Raw genomic sequence first — 17,094 nt, 5'->3', positions numbered from 1 at the left:
CCCGGCGCAGGGCGCCTCCCCCCAAGATATTTTTGAAACGAAGAAGTGCGGGTCGCTTTTCGACGGTGCGGCGCACTCTATCCGGTGCGGCGTTCGTCGAAGCTCTTGGCGATGAAGCCGGGCAGATGATCGCCCATGCCGACGACTTTGTTGTCTCGGTCATTTCCGCGCCCGCGGCTACCGCTGCTGCGCGATTTGTCGGACTTCGCGGGTTTCTCGGCGCGCGGTTTGCCTGGCGCGTTTTCGGCTTGGGCCGGTTTGGCTTGCTCCTGCGCCGTGTCCTGCGAGGCAGATTGCTTGCCGCGTCCGCGTCCGCCGCGGCTTCGGCGCGGTTTATCGGTCTTTTCGGACGGGGCGTCTTCGGGTGGCGCTTCGTTGCCGCTTGTGCCGAGCGGATTTTCGATGCGCGGGATTTCCTTTTGCAGAAGCCGCTCGATCGCGTCGAAGTTCTTTTCGTCCTTCGGCGCGCAGATCATCATCGCCTTGCCGTCCCGCCCCGCGCGGCCGGTGCGGCCGATGCGGTGGACGTAATCTTCGGCATGGCTCGGCACATCGTAATTGAAGACATGGCTGACGCTTGGCACATCGAGCCCGCGGGCCGCCACGTCCGACGCGATCAAAAAGCGCAGCGCGCCCTCCCGGAAACCTTCAAGCGTGCGCGTGCGCTGCGACTGGTCGAGATCGCCATGGATCGGCGCCGCGTCATAGCCGTATTTCCTGAGCGATTTCGCAACGATATCCACGTCCGATTTGCGGTTGCAGAAGACGATGGCATTGGTGCATTTCTCGCCCTCCGCGTCGATCAGGGCGCGAAGCAGCTTGCGTTTCTCCGTGCCTTCGCGATCCCGCCGCGAGGGTTTGAACATCACGACGCCCTGTTCGATCGTTTCCGAAGCCGAGGCTTGACGGGCGACTTCGATCCTTGCAGGGGCGGAAAGGAACGTGTTGGTGATGCGCTCGATCTCGGGCGCCATTGTGGCGGAAAAGAAGAGCGTCTGGCGGGTGAAGGGCGTGAGGCTGAAGATGCGCTCGATATCGGGGATGAAGCCCATGTCGAGCATCCGGTCGGCCTCATCGACGACCATGACCTGAACCCCGGTCAGCAGCAGCTTGCCGCGCTCGAAATGATCGAGCAGGCGGCCCGGCGTGGCGATGAGCACGTCGACGCCCTTGTCGATCAGCGCGTCCTGTTCCTTGAAGCTGACCCCGCCGATGAGCAGCGCCTTGGTGAGCTTGACATGCTTGCTGTAGGTGTCGAAGTTTTCGGCCACCTGCGCGGCCAGTTCCCGCGTCGGGCACAGAACAAGGCTGCGCGGCATGCGCGCGCGCGCCCGCCCGCGGGCCAGAAGCGTGATCATCGGCAGCGTAAAGCTTGCGGTCTTGCCCGTGCCGGTTTGCGCGATGCCCAGCACGTCGCGCCCTTCGAGGGCGGGCGGGATGGCCCCCGCCTGGATCGGCGTCGGCGTGTCGTAACCCGCTTCTTCCACGGCCTTGAGGACTTTGGGATTGAGGTTCAGCTCGGAGAATTTTGTCATGTGTATCCGCTTTTCACGGACTGACTGCGCCCGTGCGTCTGATGCGATCCGGCCCGTTCGGCCCTGTGTCAACCCACAGTAGAGATCTCGCGCGTGTGTAACGCCGTTCTGTGCGGGCGTCAATGACGGCCCCGATTCGAGGGCGAATTGCCCTATGCGCGCCGTGTTTCGGCGCCGATTGGGCAACAGGCAGGTGGTCTACGCCGAAGGGCCGAAGACGCGCACCATCGCCGCGCGGGGATTGAACTCTGGCGTTAAAAGCAGCTCGTGCCGAGCCAGTCTTTCGCGCAGCCCCGGCGTGTCGAGACAAACCTCGTCAAAGGCCTGCCGCAAGCCCGCCTCGCCCTCGTGCGCGCGCAGATAGGCGAGCAGACGCCCCGCGGATTTGGGCGCGTCGTCGCGAATGCGATAGGAGCCGTGCTGCTGGCGAAATTCGAGCTTTGCGCGGAAGCTCTCCCAATCCGGGGCATGAAGATGGCCGAGATGGGCGTCATCGATCACGGCGATATTGGTGATATCCTCACCTGCGGCGCGCAAACGGTGAATGGCAAGGCGCATACCGCCAAACCCGGGGCGAGCGAAGAGTTTTCCGGCGAGATGGCTGAGAAACCCGCCGCGCAGGTAGCTGCCGAAGGTCGGGTAGATGTCGTGAATGGCGCGGGCCGGAACGGCGGGCGGCAGGCAGCGCAGCTTGAACCCCTGCGGCAGGGCGCCCGGAGCAGTGGCAAGGGCTTCGGCGGGATACAGACGGGCGCCCGCCATGCCGTCCGGCAGCGCGGCAAGCAGATCGCCGAAGGGGCGGGGCGTCAGGATGAACTCGTCCACATCGATATGACCGAGCCAGTCGAGATCGGACACTTCGGCCAGCGTGCGCGTGGCATTGAAAATCTGCCTTTGCTGATGCGTTTCGGGCCGCGCCCGGCCAAGCCGGCTCCAATAGGCGGCATCGCATTGGGTCACGGTGATGCGCTTGTCCCGGCGCAGGAGCGTTGCGGTTTCCGGATCGGGCGTATCGAGGAAGACATGGATGCGCGCCGCGCCGAGATCGAGATGATGCGCCGCGAAACGCGCCACGTCGAGCGGGGGGGCATTTGTTGTGCAAACGAGCCCCCAACGCGGCGGGTGCCGTAGCGGGGTCGGCACAGGAACGTGGCGGCCGGTCCCTTCGACATCCCTGCCATTCGCCTGTCGCAGCTTTCGGGCGCGCAGGCGGTGCAATCGGCGGAACACGGTGCGCGGGTCCTCGACCAGCCGCGTCAGCATGTCATGCGCCAGCGGCCGGATCACCGCATCGGCATCGGCGGCCTGCCACAGGCTTGCGATAAGGTTCACATCGAGCCCGCCATTCGTGAGCGAGAAGGCGTTCATGTCAAGCGGAAGGGGGCCGGTCGCGCGCCGGTCCAGCGTGAACGGCCGATCCGCTTCGCGCCCTGAATAGAGCCGTTCGCTTTCGTAGAGTTTCATCATGTTGAAAAGCGTCGAAAGACCGAGTCCGGCACTGCGCTGCGCTTGCGTGACGCCGTGATCGCCGAAGGTCGTCAGGCTCGAGACTTTCCAGCGCAAATCCATCTCGCGCAGGAGGAGGTCGGATTGTTCGGCCCAGATCCGGTGGAACAGCGCAGCCGTGTGCTCGGGGTGGCTGCGCTTGCGCAGATGCGCAATCAGGAGCGCGTTGAGATGCACAAGCGCGTTGCCGCCCTGAAGCTCGCGCGCGAGTTCGCGCGATTTGCGCATGTTTTCGGACGAGGGCGGGTCTTCTGGCGGCGGCGCCACGCGGGTGGCGGCGATTGCAGCGAGATCGCAATCGAGCGGCGGCAGGGTTTCACCCGGCGCGAAGCCCAGCGGATCGCGGCGCTTGTCCCAATGGCGAAGCAAACCGGGCAGACCGCCGGGATAGGCTGGAGTGTCGGAGGGCGTGCTGCTCATGGGGGCAGAGTGCCGCGTTGCCGCCTTGCGGGCAACACGGCTTTTCGAAAAGCCGTGAAGCGCGTTCGAACGCGCTCGCGCTACACCATCATTTCCTTGGTCGCGGACAGGGTCACATCGGGATAATCGCGTGCGATGCGATCAATGTCCCATTGCAACCGCGTGAGATAAACCGCGTCGCCATCATTATCTGTCGCCATATGCTGCTTGTTGGCCTGCGCGAGCTTGTCCACCGCGTCCTTCGGCCCATGCACCCAGCGGGCGGAGGTAAATTGCGACGGCTCGAACCGGACCGGCAGACCGTATTCCAGTTCGATCCGGCTGCCCAGCACCTCGAATTGCAGCGCGCCGACGACGCCCACGATGAAGCCCGAGCCGATCATCGGCTTGAACACCTTGGCCGCGCCTTCCTCGGCAAATTGCATGAGCGCCTTTTCCAGGTGCTTGGATTTGAGCGGATCGCCCGCGCGCACCGATTGCAGGAGTTCGGGCGCGAAGGACGGGATGCCCGTGACCTTCAGCGCCTCGCCCTCGGTCAGCGTGTCGCCGATGCGGAGCTGGCCATGGTTCGGGATGCCGATGATATCGCCGGCCCAGGCTTCCTCCGCCAGTTCGCGGTCGGCGGCGAGAAACAGAACGGGGTTGGACACGGTCATCGGTTTCTTGGTCCGCACATGGGTCAGCTTCATGCCGCGTTTGAAATGGCCCGATGCCATGCGCAGGAAGGCCACGCGGTCGCGGTGCTTGGGATCCATGTTCGCCTGAACCTTGAAGACGAACCCCGATACCTTTGTTTCGTCCGGCAAGATCTGCCGCGGCGTCGCCGATTGCGGTTGCGGCTCCGGCCCGTATGTGCCGATGCCGTTCATCAATTCCTGCACGCCGAAGGAATTGATCGCTGAGCCGAACCAGATCGGCGTCATATGCCCTTCGAGCACCGCTTTCGGGTCGAGCTTGGGCAGCAGTTCACGCGCCATCTCGACCTCTTCGCGCAGCTGTTCGAGCAGGTGTTCGGGGATGTGTTCCGCGAGCTCCGGATCGTCGAGGCCGTTGATCTCGACGCTTTCGGCGACCTTGTTGCGATCCGCGCGGTCCATCAACTCCAGCCGGTCGCGCAGCAGATCGTAGCAGCCCAGAAAATCGCGCCCCATGCCGATGGGCCAGCTTGCGGGCGTGACGTCGATGGCAAGATTTTCCTGGATTTCGTCGATGATGTCGAAGGTGTCCCGGCTCTCTCGGTCCATCTTGTTGCAGAAGGTCAGGATCGGCAGATCGCGCAGCCGGCAGACCTCGAAGAGCTTCTGGGTCTGGCTTTCCACGCCTTTCGCGCCGTCGATCACCATGACAGCGGCATCCACGGCGGTCAGCGTGCGGTAGGTGTCCTCGGAAAAATCGCTATGGCCGGGCGTGTCCACGAGGTTGAAGCGGTATGCCTTGAAATCGAAGGACATGGCGGACGCCGAAACGGAGATGCCGCGATCCTGCTCCATCTTCATGAAATCCGACCGCGTGCGCCGCGCCTCGCCCTTGGCTCGGACCTGCCCGGCCATCTGGATCGCGCCGCCATAAAGCAGGAATTTCTCGGTCAGCGTGGTCTTGCCTGCATCGGGATGCGAGATGATGGCAAAGGTGCGACGCCGGGCGATTTCGGCGGGCAGGGCGGGGCGATTTGATGCGGTATCGGGCATGGTCGCGCGTATAGGCGGGGCGCTGCGGCTTGTCCATAAGGCGCCGCTAGCCAATGGCGCGGAGCGGGATCACGTTGGAGCGCCGGGGTGCGCAACGCTCTGACGCGGCGGGCACCAATGCAGGTGCTTGCGGGTTTTCGACGGGCGTCTTTTCGATCAGCACATATTCGGTTCCCGTCTGCAGGGGCGTTTCGGAAACCAGATGCAATTGTCCATGACAGAGCGCCGCCTGCATGTCCACGCGCCGCCCGGTCGTCGTCATGAAGATAAGCCGCGCGCAGGTCGTCAATATCTCAAGCGGCAGGTTCGCGGCCTTGATACGGTAAAAGACGCTGGCGTCACCGGCAGCCGACACGTCAGAGCAAGGAGCGTCATGGCGTATCTGGTAAATCTCGCCGGGGTTGAGATCGTCCAGCCGGTGCATCCGTTCGCCGCGGCAAAGACCGAATTCGGTCCGAAACCCGTGAACGGGGTAGGCTTTGAACGACAGAAGGGCGGTTTGGCACGTCATGGCAGGCCCGTTTTCACCTTGATCCCGAATTGACCCCGAAGGGACGTCAGATCTTTAAAATCATTGATAAATGTGTCAGGTTCGTGAACGCCGCGTGGCTTTATACAGACGATTTGATTCAACTTTGGGAGGGTCGGAATGGATCTCGGGATCAGCGGAAAACGCGCCTTGGTTTGCGCGTCGAGCAAGGGGCTCGGGCGCGGCTGTGCCGAAGCCCTCGCGGCGGCGGGCGTTTCGCTCGTGATGAACGCGCGCGGCGCTGAGATGCTCGAAGCGGCGGCGGCGGAAATTCGCGATCGCTACGGCGTCGATGTGCGGGCCGTCGCGGCCGATATCACGTCCGAAGACGGGCGCGCCAGCGTGCTCGAAGCGGCCGACGCGGTCGATATCCTCGTGACGAATGCGGGCGGGCCGCCGCCCGGATCCTGGCAAGACTGGCAACGCGAGAACTTCATCAAGGCGCTCGATGCCAACATGCTCACGCCAATCGCGCTGATGTCGGAACTCATGCCCGGCATGATCGATCGCGGCTGGGGGCGGGTGGTCAACATCACCTCGCAATCGGTGCGCGCGCCCATCCCGCAGCTGGGTCTGTCGAATTCCGCGCGGACCGGCCTTACGGGTTATGTCGCCGGCACGGCCCGGCAGGTCGCCGAGCATGGCGTGATCGTCAACAATCTCCTTCCGGGCATTCACGCAACCGACCGCGCCGATCAACTCGATCGCGACGTCTCCGAGGCGCAGGGCATCTCGATCGAGCAGGCCCGCCGCAAGCGTCAGGAGGGGATTCCCGCGCGGCGCTACGGCACGCCCGAGGAATTCGGACAGGCCTGCGCGTTCCTCTGCTCGCAACATGCAGGGTTCATCGTCGGGCAGAACCTGCTCATCGACGGGGGCGGGACCAATCTGACGGTTTGAAGGCGCTTTTGTCAGAAGGCACCGCAGGCCATGGGAGCGGGTGCCGGATGCTGGCGTTGAATTTGAGTATTTGGAACGAGAAGAAGGGAGCAGAGACAACTCCTTCTTCTCGTTGGTAAATACTCATTTCGCAGCGCCTTCCCCGGATCGACCGGCAGGTGGCTATGCGCTCTCCAGCGCCTTTGCGATGGGCGCGAAATCCGAGGCTTTCAGGCTGGCGCCGCCGACGAGGGCGCCATCCACATTGCTCACGCGGAAAATCTCGGCGGCATTGTCGGGCTTGACGCTGCCGCCATAGAGCAGGCGGATCGCGGCGGCGTCCGTTTCCCCCAAACGCGCCACCAGCGCGGCGCGGATGAAATCGTGCACTTCGGTGATCTGCTCCATGGCGGGGATATGCCCGGTGCCGATGGCCCAGACGGGCTCATAGGCGATGACCGTGTTGTCGCCATTCGCCCCCTCCGGCAGGGAGCCGGCGAGCTGCGTGCCGATGACGTCGAGCGTTTGTCCGGCCTCGCGATCGGCCAGCGTCTCTCCGATGCAGACGATCGCGGTCAGTCCGGCGCGCCAGGCCGCCTTAGTCTTTTCTACAACGATTTCATTCGTTTCGCCGTGATCCGCGCGGCGCTCCGAATGGCCGAGGATGACGTAGCTCGCCCCGGCATCCTTGAGCATTTCGGCGGAGATATCACCGGTATGCGCGCCGGTTTCCGCGCTGTGGCAATCCTGGCCGCCGAGGGACAGGGACCCCGCTTGTTCCCGCGCGGCGGCCAGAAGCGTGGCGGGCGGACAGATGAGCATCTCGACCCCGTCCGGCGCGGCGTCGTTCAGTGCTTGCAGTTCCGACAGCGCGGCGCGCAGCCCGTTCATCTTCCAGTTTCCGGCGGCGAGTTTGCGGCGCATGACGGTCATCCTGTCTGGGTTTCGCTTCGGTGCATCATCGCTTCGCGCGGCGCGAGGTCAAGGGTTGTTGCGGAGCGCTGCACCTGCTGGCAAAAGCCGTGTGAACGGGCAAGGAGGCCACGCGATGATCCCCAGACTCGATATGCAGGCATTGGCCGCCGGCGATCCGCCGACGCTTCGCGAGATGCGGCGGGCCGCCGAGGAGATCGGATTTGCCGTGCTCTTCAACACACCGCTCTCGGCGGCGCGGATACGGTTCGTACTGGCCGCCTATGGCGCGTTCTTCGCGCAGCCTGCCGAGGTCAAGGCGCAGGTCGACATGGCGCGGACGGGCTCGAACCGGGGCTGGGGCGCGCCGGGGTCCGAGCAGGTCGATCCGGAGGCCAATCCCGATTACAAGGAAGTGTTCGATTGCGGCTTTGCCCTGCCGCCGGGCGATCCGCGCGCCGCGCTGCCGGTCTATGCGCCCAACCACTGGCCGGTGCGTCCAGTCGGTTTCGAGCCGGTCATCCGGGCCTACTACGACGATGCGCTGATCGTGGCGCGCGGCGTTCTTCGCGGGATCGCGCTGTCGATCGGCGCGGATGCCGATTACTTCGAAGGCAAGTTCGATTGCCCGATGGCGCTGTTGCGCGGCAATTACTATCCGCCGCGCCCCGATTGGGCGGGGGGCCGCGATTTCGGCATCGCAGCTCATACCGATTACGGCTGCCTGACGCTGCTCGCCACCGATGGGCAGGCCGGGCTGGAGGTGAAGCCGCGCGGGCAGGAGGGCTGGCTGCCGCTTCAGGCGGCGCCGGGCGAATTCATCATCAATTTCGGCGAAATGCTGGAGATGTGGACCGGCGGGCGCGTCGTCGCGACGCTGCACCGGGTCACGGGCGGCGCGGGAGAGCGGATCTCGGTGCCGCTCTTCTTCAATCCGAATGTCGACACGAATGTCGCGCCCGAGGGGGACGCGCCCATAAGCGCCGGCGATCACCTCGCCAGGCGGTATGGCGAGACATATCTGCACCTGAAGGGGCGGACCTGAGCCGTCAGGACTTGAGGTCCGGCGCGCCGTTTCCGTGCTCGGCGGCCAACTCGTCCACGTCCTTGAACTTGATGGATTCGCCGCAACCACAGGCATCGGCGACATTGGGGTTGTTGAAGTGGAAGCCCGATTCCAGGAGCGAGGTCTGGTAGTCAATCTCGGTGCCGAAGAGGAACATCTGCGCCATAGACGCGATCATCACGGTCGCGCCGTCCTGTTCGACCACCTCGTCATTGGGATCGGCGGTATCGACGTAATCCATGGTGTATTCCATGCCCGCGCAGCCGCCTTTCTTGACGCCGATGCGCAGGCCGGCATGGCCCTTGGCGTCCATCAGCTTGCGCACTTGTGCGGCGGCTTTGGGTGTCAGGGTGACGGCTTGCTTGCCGGGAATGCCGAACATCGGTCTGGTCCTTCGGTTTGCTGTGTCGTTTCAGATAGGTGCGCCATCCAGTTCTGCCAAGGCGCGGCGGGCCCAGTCGCAGGCCGCTTCAGGATCGTCGAGCGCGTCTTCGGGCAGGGTCCAGTAGGGCATCGTGGAGCGTTTCCCCGATTTGCCTGCATAGACCCATTGCGTTGCGCCTTCGGCGGCGAGGGTTTCGGCGAGCGCCCCGCGCGCCTTGATGAGCAGCGCCTCGTCGGGGCCGAGCACGGCGAAGATGCGCCCTTCGGAGTAGATGCCCAGCCCGCCGAACATCTTGCGCATGGACAGGTCCGGCACATCGCGAAACAGGTCGCGCAGGTGGACGATTTGTTCCGCGCTGACGGCCACCGGCCTACATGAACCCCAGTTCGAGCCGCGCCTCGTCGGACATCATGTCCATGCCCCAGGGCGGCTCCCAGGTGAGTTCGACATCGACCTGCTTGACGCCGGGCAGCGGTTCGATCGCTTCGGCCACCCAGCCGGGCATTTCGCCGGCAACCGGGCAGCCCGGCGCGGTGAGGGTCATGATTATGTTCACCTCGTTCTCGGCATTGATGTCGATGGTGTAGATCAGGCCCAGATCGTAGATATTCACCGGAATTTCCGGGTCATAAACCGACCGGCACGCCTCCACGATCTGTTCGTGGAGCGGGTGGTCGGTGCTGGAAGGAGCGATCAGCGGTGCGCCTTCGATCTTGGGGCTCGCATTGGTCATGTCTGTTCTTCCCGTGAGTTCCTGAGCAAATATATAGGGAAAGCGGCGCGCCGGGTAAAGGGTTGGCAAAGCCGCACGGCTGGGGCATTGCAGCGCCATGAGCAGCACCTCCTTCACCCTGCACGCCACGGATGGCACCGCCCGCACCGGGCAGATCGACACGCCGCGCGGCACGATCCGCACGCCGGCCTTCATGCCCGTGGGCACTGCGGCGACCGTCAAGGCGATGATGCCCGAAAGCGTGGCGGCGACGGGGGCCGATATCCTTCTCGGCAATACCTATCACCTCATGCTGCGCCCCACGGCGGAGCGGATCGCGAAGCTGGGCGGACTTCACGATTTCATGAACTGGCAAAAGCCGATCCTGACGGATTCGGGCGGGTTCCAGGTGATGAGCCTGTCCGAACTGCGTAAGCTGACCGAAGACGGTGTGACCTTCCGCAGCCATATCGACGGGTCGAAACACGAGTTGACGCCCGAGCGGTCGATGGAGATCCAGCGCCTGCTGGGATCGGATATCGTGATGTGTTTCGACGAATGCCCGGCGCTGCCGGCCGATCGCGAGCGGATTGCCGCCTCCATGCGCCTGTCGATGCGGTGGGCGCAGCGGTCGCGCGATGCGTTCGGGGATCGGCCGGGGCATATGCTCTTCGGGATCCAGCAGGGCGGGCTGGAAGAGGATCTGCGGGCCGAAAGCGCGGAGGCGCTCAAGGCCATCGGTTTCGACGGCTACGCCGTGGGCGGGCTGGCCGTGGGCGAGAGGCAGGAGGCGATGTTCGGCTGCCTCGACTACGCGCCCGGTCAGTTACCGCAGGACAAGCCACGCTACCTGATGGGGGTCGGCAAGCCCGACGATATCGTCGGCGCGGTCAAGCGCGGCATCGACATGATGGATTGCGTTCTGCCCTCGCGCTCGGGCCGGACAGGTCAGGCCTGGACGCGCTACGGGCAGATGAACATCAAGAACGCGCGGCACAAGGACGACCCGCGCCCGCTCGACGAAAGATGCACTTGCCCCGCCTGCCGCAATTATAGCCGCGCCTATCTACACCACGTCTTCCGCGCGCAGGAGATGATTTCGGGGATGCTGCTGACCTGGCACAACCTGCATTATTATCAGGAGCTGATGCAGGGGATGCGGGATGCGATTGCACAAGGCGCTTTCGCGGCGTTCGAAGCGGAGTTTCACGCGATGCGACAAGAGGGTCATAACAGCTGATCGCGGCTTTTGTTCCCTGAATTATTTCAGGAACCTGTGACGGGCCAAACCCCTTGTTTCCATGAGGCGGCGCGCTGCGCTGGCCAGAATTGGAGAACAAGGAGATCACTATGACCATCACGATGAAATCCTCGATCCTGGGTGCGGTATCGGCCATTGCGCTCGGCACCGCGACAATGGCTCAGGACACCACGACCACGACTGCCGATGTCACCCCGACCGACGGCCAGGTCTTGGTCGAGCAGGGCGAGCCGAAGGTCACCGTGACCATCGACGAGCCGAATGTCGATGTCGATCAGGCCGCGCCCGAAGTAACCGTCGAGCAGCCGCAGCCGGAAATCACCGTTCAGGTGCCGGAGCCGAATGTCCGCGTGCAGCAGCAGGCGCCGATCATCACGGTCGAGCAGGCGCAGCCCGAAGTGACAGTGCGCATCCCCGAGCCGATCATCACCATCCGCGTGCCGCGCCCGAGCGTCGATGTGGATCAGGCCAACCCCGATGTTCAGGTCGAAACGCCCGAGCCGCAGGTGCGTTTCATCCGCCCCGAGCCGAAGATCACCATCGAGGAAGCCGAGCCGCGCGTGAGCGTCGAGCAGGCTGACGCCAACGTTCAGGTCGAGGAAACGCAGGACGCGAATATCTCGGTCGAACAGGCGGAGCCGGATGTGAACATCGAGCAGAGCGGCGATGCCAATGTCGAGGTCAGCCAGGCCGATCCCGAGGTCAATATCGAGGAAGCCGAAAGCGCCGATGTCGATGTGATGCAGGGCGAAGCCGAAGTCCGTATTCTCGATTACGAGACGGATGAATCCGGTAACATGGCCTCCGAGGAAGAGCGTGAAGCCTATGTCACCGGTTTCGCTGCCAACCCGATGGCCGATATGACGCCTGCCGATTTCGTCGGCATGATCGTCTACGGCGAAAACGGCGAGACCATCGGCGAGATCGATCAGGTCGGTGTGCGCGGTGAAACCATCGTCGCGATCGTCGGTGTCGGCGGATTCCTGGGCCTTGGCGAGCATAACGTCGCCCTGCCGCTCGACCGTCTGCAGCGTGTCGATAACGGCTACATGGTGCCGAACCGCACGCAGGACGATCTCGAGAACCTGCCCGAATACGCAGAGGACGAGGTGCGCCTGACGGAGCCGGATACACGTCTGGGCGATCTGCTTCCGGGCAACGAGTAATGCCTGACGCGAAACACTGACGTCCATGGGGGCCGCCTTTCCGGGCGGCCCTTTTTTCGTTTGCACATGCGCCGCAGGTGAATTTGCTAAAATTCACGGGGCAATCCGTCTTGCGATGGCGGCGCATCAAGATATTGTGGCCGGACAGGACAAGGTTGAAATCCGGGCGCGCGCGCCCCAACTAAACCTTCGATACCGGAGATGGCCGGGGCTGCCGCCAAGCGGGGCCGGTGCCATCTTGCCAACGATAAGGATATGAGCATGCAAGAGCCTCTGAACGCCTCCTACCCGGTGCTGCCGCTGCGCGACATCGTGGTTTTCCCTCATATGATTGTGCCGCTTTTCGTGGGGCGCGACAAATCCGTCCAGGCGCTGGAAGAGGTCATGGCCGATGACAAGCAGATCCTGCTAGCCAGCCAGATCGATCCGGCCGAGGACGACCCCAATACCGATGGCATCTACAAGGCCGGCGTGCTGGCCAACGTGCTGCAACTGCTCAAGCTGCCCGATGGCACCGTGAAGGTGCTGGTCGAGGGGCAGAACCGTGTGCGCATCACCGAATATCTCGACAACGACACGTTTTTCGAGGCGAAGGCCGAATATCTGACCGAAATGCCGGGCGATCCCGCCGCGATCGAGGCGCTGGTGCGCACCGTCGCGGCCGAGTTCGAGCGCTATGCCAAGGTCAAGAAGAACGTTCCCGACGAAGCGCTCGGCGCGGTCTCGGATGCGGATGAGCCGGCCAAGCTGGCCGATCTCGTGGCCGGGCATCTCGGCATCGATGTAAAGCAGAAACAGGATCTGCTCGAGACGCTGGCGGTGAGTGAGCGGCTGGAGAAGGTCTACGGCTTGATGCAGGGCGAAATGAGCGTTCTGCAGGTCGAGAAGAAAATCAAGACGCGCGTAAAATCCCAGATGGAGCGCACCCAGCGCGAATATTATCTGAACGAGCAGATGAAAGCCATTCAGAAAGAGTTGGGCGATGGCGAGGACGGCCAGAACGAAGTGGCCGAGCTTGAAGCGCGGATCAACGAGGCCAAGCTGAGTAAGGAAGCCCGCGAAAAGGCCGAGGCGGAGCTCAAGAAGCTCAAGAACATGAGCCCGATGAGCGCCGAGGCGACCGTGGTGCGCAACTATCTCGACTGGATGTTGTCGATCCCGTGGGGCACCAAATCCCGCGTGAAAAAGGATCTGGGACGCGCAGAGCGTATTCTGGACGAGGATCACTACAGCCTTGAGAAGGTCAAGGAACGCATCGTCGAATATCTCGCCGTGCAGCAGCGCAGCAAGAAGCTGAAAGGCCCGATCATGTGCCTTGTCGGCCCTCCCGGCGTGGGCAAGACCAGCTTGGGTAAATCGGTTGCCAAGGCCACTGGGCGCGAGTTCATCCGCATCTCGCTTGGCGGCGTGCGCGACGAGAGCGAGATCCGCGGCCACCGCCGGACCTATATCGGCTCCATGCCGGGCAAGATCATCCAGGCGCTGAAAAAGGCCAAGACGACGAACCCGCTGATCCTGCTCGACGAGATCGACAAGATGGGCCAGGATTTCCGGGGCGACCCGGCATCGGCCATGCTCGAAGTGCTCGACCCGGAACAGAACTCGACATTCGTGGATCACTATCTCGAAGTCGAATACGACCTGTCGAACGTCATGTTCCTGACCACGGCCAACAGCTACAACATGCCCGGCCCGCTTCTGGACCGGATGGAGATCATTCCGCTCGCCGGCTACACCGAGGATGAAAAGGCAGAGATCGCCAAGCGGCACCTGCTGTCCAAGCAGGTCAAGAACCACGGCCTGAAAAAGGGCGAGTTCGAGCTGACCGACGAGGCGCTGACCGACGTGATCCGCTACTATACGCGCGAAGCGGGGGTACGGAATCTCGAACGCGAGATCTCCAAGCTGGCGCGCAAGGCGGTGACGCAGATCGTCAAGAAGGAGGCCGAAAAGGTCGTGATCACGCCGGACAATCTCGGCGAGTATCTTGGCGTGCGCAAATACCGCTACGGTCTGGCCGAGGACGAGAACCAGATCGGTGTCGTCACCGGGCTGGCCTATACATCGGTCGGCGGCGATCTGCTGCATATCGAGGCGCTGAAACTGCCGGGCAAGGGCCGGATGAAGACCACGGGCAAGTTGGGCGATGTGATGAAGGAATCCATCGACGCCGCCGCCAGCTACGTGCGCTCCATCGCGCCTGAGATCGGGGTGAAGCCGCCGAAATTCGACAAGATGGACATTCACGTGCACGTCCCCGATGGCGCCACGCCCAAAGATGGCCCCTCGGCCGGGTTGGCGATGGTCACCTCCATCGTGTCGGTCCTCACGCAGATCCCGGTGCGGCGCGACATCGCCATGACGGGCGAGGTATCCCTGCGCGGCAACGCGATGCCCATCGGCGGGCTGAAGGAAAAGCTGCTCGCGGCGCTGCGCGGCGGGATCAAGACGGTTCTCATCCCCGAAGAGAATGAGAAGGATCTGGCCGAATTGCCGGACAACGTGAAGGAGGGGTTGGAGATCATCCCCGTCAAACACGTCTCTGACGTGCTAAAGCTGGCACTGGTCGACACGCCCGAGCCCATCGAATGGGACGAGGCCGCCGAGGAGGCCGCCGCCGCTGCCGCACTGTCCAAGGAAGGGCAAAGCGCCGGCACGATCGCGCACTGATCCGCGATCCGGCGTGAACGAAATGGCCCCCGCGCTAAACGGCGCGGGGGATTTTCGTTTCGGAGGCATTGGAACCGCACGCATCACATCGCGTTTTCAAGACGTATCAACCCGATAGCGGAGGAAACGATGTCCGAACATTCTGAGACACGACGCAGCGAAGGCGGCATGGGCTACGGCCGCTTCTTCGCAATGATCGGAACCTCGACCGTGGTGATGTTCGGGCTGATGTATCTGAACACCTACGCGCTCGATCACGTCTTCTTCTCGCAAACCCGCGCCTGGATGGCGCTCTACATGGGCGGCGCGATGGCGGTGATCATGCTCGCTTTCATGCTCGGCATGTATTCGAACAGGACCATGAACGTCGCGATATTCATCGGTGCTGCGCTTGCCTTTGCACTCGGTGTCGGGATGGTGCGTTCGCAGGCCACAATCGGCGATATCGCCTGGATGAAGGCGATGATCCCTCACCATTCCATTGCCATCCTGACAAGCGAGCGCGCCGAACTGTCCGATCCGCGCGTCGCGGCCTTGGCCGAAGCCATCATTGAGGTGCAGCGCGATGAGATCGCCGAAATGAAATTCTACATCTCCGACATCGAAGCCAATGGCGATGCGCCCCCCGGAACCGAACGCCGCAAGGAGGACGGGTCATGACGGACACAACCACGGATCCCGTAGACACACCGCGCCAGGCCCGCAGCAAGAGCGATGAGAACACGGCGGTTCTCTACCGCATGGTCATGCCCGATCACCTCTGTCCCTTCGGGTTGAAATCCCTGTCGCTGCTCAAGCGCAAGGGCTTCGAGGTGACCGACAAGCACCTGACCACGCGCGAGGAAACCGATGCGTTTCAGCGCGAACATGGCGTTGACGAGACCCCGCAAACCTTCATCGCGGGGAAGCGGATCGGCGGCTATACCGATCTCAAGGAATATTTCGGCTACACCGTGCTGGATGAGGACGACACGACCTATCGTCCGATCATAGCCATCTTCTCTTCGACGGCGCTGATGGCCCTTGCCATCGTTCTGAACCTCTATGATGGCTTTCCGGTCCTGACATGGCTGAAATGGTTCTTTGCGACCTCGATGGTCGCGCTCGCGATTCAGAAGCTGCAGGATGTCGAAGGTTTTGTGAACGGCTTTCTCGGCTACGACCTCCTGGCGCGACATTACGTGCCTTATGGCTACGCTTATCCTTTCGCGGAGCTTTACTCCGGTATCGGCATGATGGCCCTGATCGGCTCTGGCAGCTGGCTCATCTGGCTCGTCGCGCCTGTTGCGATCTTCATCGGTGGTGTCGGCTCGGTTGGGGTGATCAAGGCCGCCTATATCGACAAGCGCGAACTGACCTGCGCCTGCGTGGGGGGCGGCTCCAAGGTGCCGCTCGGCTTCACCTCCCTGACCGAGGATCTGGTGATGTTCGGCATGGGTGTCTGGATGCTGGCAGAGTGGTTCGCGGGCTGAGCTCGCTGCGCGTCGATCCCAGATTTCGCGGCGCACGTCCGAGTGAACACTGGATCGTGTGCGAATTTTCTGTATCATGGGATTTATTCGCGGAATGAATGAGCAGTCAAAAGGATAAAGATATGGCGACGAGCCGGAAGACGACCCGCACGAGCGCCGCGAAGCCCGCGGCAAGCCCCCGGCGGCGCCCGCGCCCGAAGTGGTCGTGAGCGAAACGCCCACCGTCACCGCGCCGCCCCTGAAGAAGAAAGAGCTGATCGACACCGTCGTTGCGCGCAGCGGTGTCAAGAAACGCGACGCAAAACCGGTGGTCGAGGCGATGCTCGCCGTGCTCGGAGAAACGATCGCGGACGGGCGCGAGCTGAACCTCGCACCGATGGGCAAACTCAAGATCACGCGAATGAAAAAGACATCGAAAGCGCAGGTCATCACCACTCGGCTGAGGCGCAACGAACAGGCGCAATCCGATGGCCCGGAGCCTCTTGCACAAGCTGCCGAGTAGCGCTAAGACCTCCCTCAACGGGTGATTAGCTCAGTGGTAGAGCGCTTCGTTCACATCGAAGATGTCAGGAGTTCAAATCTCTTATCACCCACCATGACAGCGAACGCGCGGCGCGATCAGCGGCCGCGCGTTTTGCATTCACATCGCCGCAATCGCCCCCGAAAATCCCCTTGCGCGCCAGGCACGCCTTGGCTAAACCGCAGCGCACGGGTGATTAGCTCAGTTGGTAGAGCGCTTCGTTTACACCGAAGATGTCGGGAGTTCGAGTCTCTCATCACCCACCATCCCCGCTTCCGTCATATGCGCACATGGCCGAAATCGCGGCCATGCCCCCTTTCTTCTTGCCATAAATATCCCAGGGGGTTCGGGGGACTGGTCCCCCGATACCGGT

Annotated in this window: 16 protein-coding genes and 2 tRNA genes; 10 read left to right on the top strand and 8 right to left on the bottom strand. The window is 63.0% G+C overall.

What is annotated here, in order from left to right; translation table 11 throughout:
• Positions 1-77 precede the first annotated feature (77 nt).
• From M3465_RS10630 to M3465_RS10615, 4 genes are all read right to left on the bottom strand, one after another.
• Positions 78-1,535: a DEAD/DEAH box helicase gene (locus M3465_RS10630; RefSeq protein ID WP_249501726.1), complete on the bottom strand. Its 1,458-nt coding sequence runs from the start codon at positions 1,533-1,535 to the stop codon at positions 78-80.
• Positions 1,536-1,733: 198 nt separating this feature from the next.
• Positions 1,734-3,461 carry a glycosyltransferase family 2 protein gene (locus tag M3465_RS10625; protein WP_249501725.1) on the bottom strand — a complete coding sequence of 576 codons (1,728 nt, stop codon included), beginning with the start codon at positions 3,459-3,461 and terminating at the stop codon, positions 1,734-1,736.
• Positions 3,462-3,541: 80 nt separating this feature from the next.
• Positions 3,542-5,149, bottom strand: a complete 1,608-nt coding sequence (locus M3465_RS10620; protein WP_249501724.1) for a peptide chain release factor 3 — start codon at positions 5,147-5,149, stop codon at positions 3,542-3,544.
• Between the two features lie 46 nt (positions 5,150-5,195).
• Positions 5,196-5,660: a hypothetical protein gene (locus tag M3465_RS10615; protein WP_249501723.1), complete on the bottom strand. Its 465-nt coding sequence runs from the start codon at positions 5,658-5,660 to the stop codon at positions 5,196-5,198.
• Positions 5,661-5,798: 138 nt separating this feature from the next.
• On the opposite strand from M3465_RS10615, the gene M3465_RS10610 reads away from it, so the two are divergent.
• The gene (locus M3465_RS10610) at positions 5,799-6,578 is read left to right on the top strand and encodes an SDR family oxidoreductase (protein ID WP_249501722.1); all 780 of its coding nucleotides are present in this window, start codon (positions 5,799-5,801) and stop codon (positions 6,576-6,578) included.
• A gap of 162 nt (positions 6,579-6,740) precedes the next feature.
• On the opposite strand, the gene tpiA is transcribed toward M3465_RS10610, so the two are convergent.
• Positions 6,741-7,481, bottom strand: a complete 741-nt coding sequence (gene tpiA / locus M3465_RS10605; RefSeq protein ID WP_249501721.1) for a triose-phosphate isomerase — start codon at positions 7,479-7,481, stop codon at positions 6,741-6,743.
• Positions 7,482-7,605: 124 nt separating this feature from the next.
• Between tpiA and M3465_RS10600 the strand changes: the two genes are divergently transcribed.
• On the top strand, positions 7,606-8,514 hold the full coding sequence (locus tag M3465_RS10600; RefSeq protein ID WP_249501720.1) for an isopenicillin N synthase family dioxygenase: 909 nt from the start codon (positions 7,606-7,608) through the stop codon (positions 8,512-8,514).
• Positions 8,515-8,518: 4 nt separating this feature from the next.
• Here the strand turns inward: M3465_RS10600 and M3465_RS10595 are convergent, their stop codons facing one another.
• From M3465_RS10595 to M3465_RS10585, 3 genes are read right to left on the bottom strand one after another with little or no spacing between them, the layout of a single operon-like run.
• Positions 8,519-8,917, bottom strand: a complete 399-nt coding sequence (locus tag M3465_RS10595) for a HesB/IscA family protein (RefSeq protein ID WP_249501719.1) — start codon at positions 8,915-8,917, stop codon at positions 8,519-8,521.
• A gap of 30 nt (positions 8,918-8,947) precedes the next feature.
• A complete protein-coding gene (locus tag M3465_RS10590; protein WP_249501718.1) occupies positions 8,948-9,286 on the bottom strand; it encodes a TfoX/Sxy family protein in 339 nt (112 codons plus the stop codon).
• 4 nt (positions 9,287-9,290) lie between these two features.
• A complete protein-coding gene (locus M3465_RS10585; protein WP_249501717.1) occupies positions 9,291-9,653 on the bottom strand; it encodes an SUF system Fe-S cluster assembly protein in 363 nt (120 codons plus the stop codon).
• A 97-nt stretch (positions 9,654-9,750) separates the two neighbouring features.
• On the opposite strand from M3465_RS10585, the gene tgt reads away from it, so the two are divergent.
• The 8 genes from tgt to M3465_RS10545 all read left to right on the top strand — a co-directional run bounded on the left by tgt (position 9,751) and on the right by M3465_RS10545 (position 16,987).
• The gene (tgt, locus tag M3465_RS10580; protein ID WP_249501716.1) at positions 9,751-10,872 is read left to right on the top strand and encodes a tRNA guanosine(34) transglycosylase Tgt; all 1,122 of its coding nucleotides are present in this window, start codon (positions 9,751-9,753) and stop codon (positions 10,870-10,872) included.
• Positions 10,873-10,982: 110 nt separating this feature from the next.
• The gene (locus M3465_RS10575) at positions 10,983-12,059 is read left to right on the top strand and encodes a PRC-barrel domain-containing protein (RefSeq protein WP_249501715.1); all 1,077 of its coding nucleotides are present in this window, start codon (positions 10,983-10,985) and stop codon (positions 12,057-12,059) included.
• Between the two features lie 261 nt (positions 12,060-12,320).
• Entirely contained in the window at positions 12,321-14,729 is a 2,409-nt protein-coding gene (gene lon / locus M3465_RS10570) for an endopeptidase La (RefSeq protein WP_249501714.1), read from the top strand.
• A 129-nt stretch (positions 14,730-14,858) separates the two neighbouring features.
• Positions 14,859-15,389 (top strand): DUF305 domain-containing protein, encoded by a 531-nt coding sequence (locus tag M3465_RS10565; protein WP_249501713.1) that lies wholly within the window; start codon positions 14,859-14,861, stop codon positions 15,387-15,389.
• Positions 15,386-16,201, top strand: a complete 816-nt coding sequence (locus M3465_RS10560; RefSeq protein ID WP_502846111.1) for a MauE/DoxX family redox-associated membrane protein — start codon at positions 15,386-15,388, stop codon at positions 16,199-16,201. Before M3465_RS10565 ends, M3465_RS10560 begins: the two co-directional genes overlap by 4 nt.
• Positions 16,202-16,406: 205 nt before the next feature.
• Positions 16,407-16,703 (top strand): HU family DNA-binding protein, encoded by a 297-nt coding sequence (locus tag M3465_RS10555; protein ID WP_249501712.1) that lies wholly within the window; start codon positions 16,407-16,409, stop codon positions 16,701-16,703.
• 19 nt (positions 16,704-16,722) lie between these two features.
• Positions 16,723-16,797: transfer RNA gene (locus tag M3465_RS10550), tRNA-Val, on the top strand.
• A gap of 114 nt (positions 16,798-16,911) precedes the next feature.
• A tRNA-Val gene (locus M3465_RS10545) sits at positions 16,912-16,987 on the top strand.
• Positions 16,988-17,094: the final 107 nt, after the last annotated feature.

The organism is Marivita sp. GX14005, from assembly GCF_023370775.1.
In the GTDB taxonomy this organism is placed as follows: domain Bacteria; phylum Pseudomonadota; class Alphaproteobacteria; order Rhodobacterales; family Rhodobacteraceae; genus Marivita.
Note: the sequence above shows the minus strand (reverse complement) of the source record. Positions and strands in the feature narration are given on the sequence as shown.

Excerpts from the sequence above, each read along its gene's own strand:
- M3465_RS10630 (WP_249501726.1), bottom strand. The coding sequence starts at position 1,535 with ATGACAAAATTCTCCGAGCTGAACCTCAATCCCAAAGTCCTCAAGGCC.
- M3465_RS10625 (WP_249501725.1), bottom strand. The coding sequence starts at position 3,461 with ATGAGCAGCACGCCCTCCGACACTCCAGCCTATCCCGGCGGTCTGCCC.
- M3465_RS10620 (WP_249501724.1), bottom strand. The coding sequence starts at position 5,149 with ATGCCCGATACCGCATCAAATCGCCCCGCCCTGCCCGCCGAAATCGCC.
- M3465_RS10615 (WP_249501723.1), bottom strand. The coding sequence starts at position 5,660 with ATGACGTGCCAAACCGCCCTTCTGTCGTTCAAAGCCTACCCCGTTCAC.
- M3465_RS10610 (WP_249501722.1), top strand. The coding sequence starts at position 5,799 with ATGGATCTCGGGATCAGCGGAAAACGCGCCTTGGTTTGCGCGTCGAGC.
- tpiA (WP_249501721.1), bottom strand. The coding sequence starts at position 7,481 with ATGCGCCGCAAACTCGCCGCCGGAAACTGGAAGATGAACGGGCTGCGC.
- M3465_RS10600 (WP_249501720.1), top strand. The coding sequence starts at position 7,606 with ATGATCCCCAGACTCGATATGCAGGCATTGGCCGCCGGCGATCCGCCG.
- M3465_RS10595 (WP_249501719.1), bottom strand. The coding sequence starts at position 8,917 with ATGTTCGGCATTCCCGGCAAGCAAGCCGTCACCCTGACACCCAAAGCC.
- M3465_RS10585 (WP_249501717.1), bottom strand. The coding sequence starts at position 9,653 with ATGACCAATGCGAGCCCCAAGATCGAAGGCGCACCGCTGATCGCTCCT.
- tgt (WP_249501716.1), top strand. The coding sequence starts at position 9,751 with ATGAGCAGCACCTCCTTCACCCTGCACGCCACGGATGGCACCGCCCGC.
- M3465_RS10575 (WP_249501715.1), top strand. The coding sequence starts at position 10,983 with ATGACCATCACGATGAAATCCTCGATCCTGGGTGCGGTATCGGCCATT.
- lon (WP_249501714.1), top strand. The coding sequence starts at position 12,321 with ATGCAAGAGCCTCTGAACGCCTCCTACCCGGTGCTGCCGCTGCGCGAC.
- M3465_RS10565 (WP_249501713.1), top strand. The coding sequence starts at position 14,859 with ATGTCCGAACATTCTGAGACACGACGCAGCGAAGGCGGCATGGGCTAC.
- M3465_RS10560 (WP_502846111.1), top strand. The coding sequence starts at position 15,386 with ATGACGGACACAACCACGGATCCCGTAGACACACCGCGCCAGGCCCGC.